Genomic DNA, 2,234 nt, shown 5'->3' with positions numbered 1-2,234 from the left:
CGCCTTTTTTGCCGACTATGCGCTTTGAGAGCAGATCGGCGATGCTTTCGCCTGCAATGCGCTCCAGATATGCGTTTGGATATCCTGCGTGATCTATGCCTCCGGCAAGCGCCGAATTATCCGCACTTTTGGAGCCTTTAAGCGCAGCGCAGCCTGCTAAAAAGACACATAGTAAAATCACGAAAAAACTTATCTTAAAATTCTTCATAGCATTTCCAAATTTTATAAAATAAACTCCGCGATTATAGCGAGATTTGGTTAAATTTCGTTTTTTATAAGCAAAATTTGTAACGGATATTCCGCTCGTTCCTTTAATTTTGAGTTAAAGATTCCTTGATATACTTTCTGCCAATTTATTCAGAAAATTCTCGGGGTGCTTATGAAAAAAATCATTAAAAGAGACGGAAGTTTTCAAGAATTTCAATCCTACAAAATAAAAGATGCTATCAAAAAAGCCTATAAAAGCGTGGGTAGCGAGTTTGACGAAAAAGTCTTTGATAATGTAATGAGCGCGATCGTTTTTAAAGACAAATTAAGTGTCGAAGATATTCAGGATCTCATCGAGAAAAAACTCTTCGAAGCGGGCGATTTCGCCGTTTTGAAAAGCTTTATGATCTATCGCCACACACACAAGATGCAGCGTGAGCATATTTTGGGGCTTGAAGAGGATACGACCTATATCAACTGCACCCAGACGGTCAATGAATACATCAGCAAGCAGGATTGGCGAATTTTAGCAAATTCCAATACCAGCTACTCAAACGCAGGCCTTATTAATAACACCGCCGGCAAGGTCATTGCAAACTACTGGCTAGATAAAATTTACTCTCGCGAGGAGGGCGCGGCGCACCGAAACGGCGACTATCATATCCACGATCTGGACTGCCTTACGGCGTATTGCGCGGGCTGGAGCTTGCGCGTGCTTCTAAACGAGGGTTTTAACGGCGTGCGCGGCAGGGTCGAGAGCAAGGCGCCGAAGCATTTCCGCGAAGCGCTGTATCAGATGGCAAATTTCCTTGGAATTTTACAAAGCGAGTGGGCCGGCGCACAGGCGTTTAGCAGCTTTGACACGTATTTGGCGCCATACGTTTTTCGCGACAAATTAAGCGACGATGAGGTCAAAAAGGCGATCACGAGCTTCGTGTTCAACCTAAACGTCCCGGCGCGCTGGGGTCAGAGCCCGTTTACCAACGTCACCATCGATATGACCTGCCCGGATGATCTAAAAACGCAGATTCCTACGCATAATAACGAGCATCTATTTAAAAATTTACACGACGAAGAGCTTTTGGCAGAGGCTAAAAGGCGCGGCAAGGACTCGCTTGAGGCTTTGACTTACGGCGATTTCGAGCCCGAGATGAACCGCATCGTGATCGCGTTTTACGAGGTTTTAACTACGGGCGATAAGTGCGGTCAGCCCTTTACCTTCCCGATTCCTACGGTAAATTTAACGGAAGAGTTTGATTGGGATACCCCTGCGGCCGACGCGGTATTTGAAAACACCGCCAAGGTAGGCTCTAGCTATTTTCAAAATTTTATCGGCTCGCAATATATCACGAACGAAAAGGGCGAGCGCGTACCCAATCCAAAGGCGTATAAGCCTGGCGCTGTGCGCTCGATGTGCTGCCGCTTGCAGCTTGATCTGCGCGAGCTTCTTAAGCGCGGCGGAGGACTTTTCGGAAGCGCGGAGATGACGGGAAGTATCGGCGTCGTAACGATAAATTTAGCCCGCCTAGGCTATCTATATAAAAATAACGAAGAAGCGCTGTATGCGAGGCTGGACGAGCTTTTAGAGCTTGCAAAATCGACGCTTGAGAAGAAGCGAAAATTCGTAACCGAGATGTTTGAGCGCGGTTTGTATCCATACACGAAGCGCTATCTGCCGGGCTTTAACAACCATTTCAGCACCATCGGTATCAACGGCGCAAACGAGATGATCCGAAATTTTAGCGGAAATAAAGAGGATATTACGACGGAATTCGGACGTAAATTTGCCCTTAAAATGGTTGAGTATCTGCGCGAGAAGATCCGCTCGTTTCAGGAGCAGACGGGCAACCTATACAATCTCGAAGCTACGCCTGCCGAGGGAACTACGTATCGCTTCGCCAAAGAGGATAAGAAACGCTACTCAGATATCATCCAAGCGGGATTTGATAAGAACATATACTACACCAACTCTACGCAGCTTCCGGCAAATTTCGGAAGCGATCCGTTTGAGGCGCTGGCGATGCAGG

Annotated in this window: 2 protein-coding genes; one reads left to right on the top strand and one right to left on the bottom strand. The window is 46.8% G+C overall.

The window, feature by feature from the left end:
- Positions 1-208 (bottom strand): hypothetical protein (locus Q0257_RS03200; RefSeq protein ID WP_298021460.1); only part of this gene is annotated, 208 nt, incomplete at its 3' end.
- Between the two features lie 171 nt (positions 209-379).
- On the opposite strand from Q0257_RS03200, the gene Q0257_RS03195 reads away from it, so the two are divergent.
- Positions 380-2,234, top strand: a 1,855-nt coding sequence (locus Q0257_RS03195; protein WP_298021458.1) for a ribonucleoside triphosphate reductase, incomplete at its 3' end; no start/stop codon positions are given.

This window comes from uncultured Campylobacter sp., from assembly GCF_938018035.1.
Taxonomy (GTDB): domain Bacteria; phylum Campylobacterota; class Campylobacteria; order Campylobacterales; family Campylobacteraceae; genus Campylobacter_B.
Note: the sequence above shows the minus strand (reverse complement) of the source record. Positions and strands in the feature narration are given on the sequence as shown.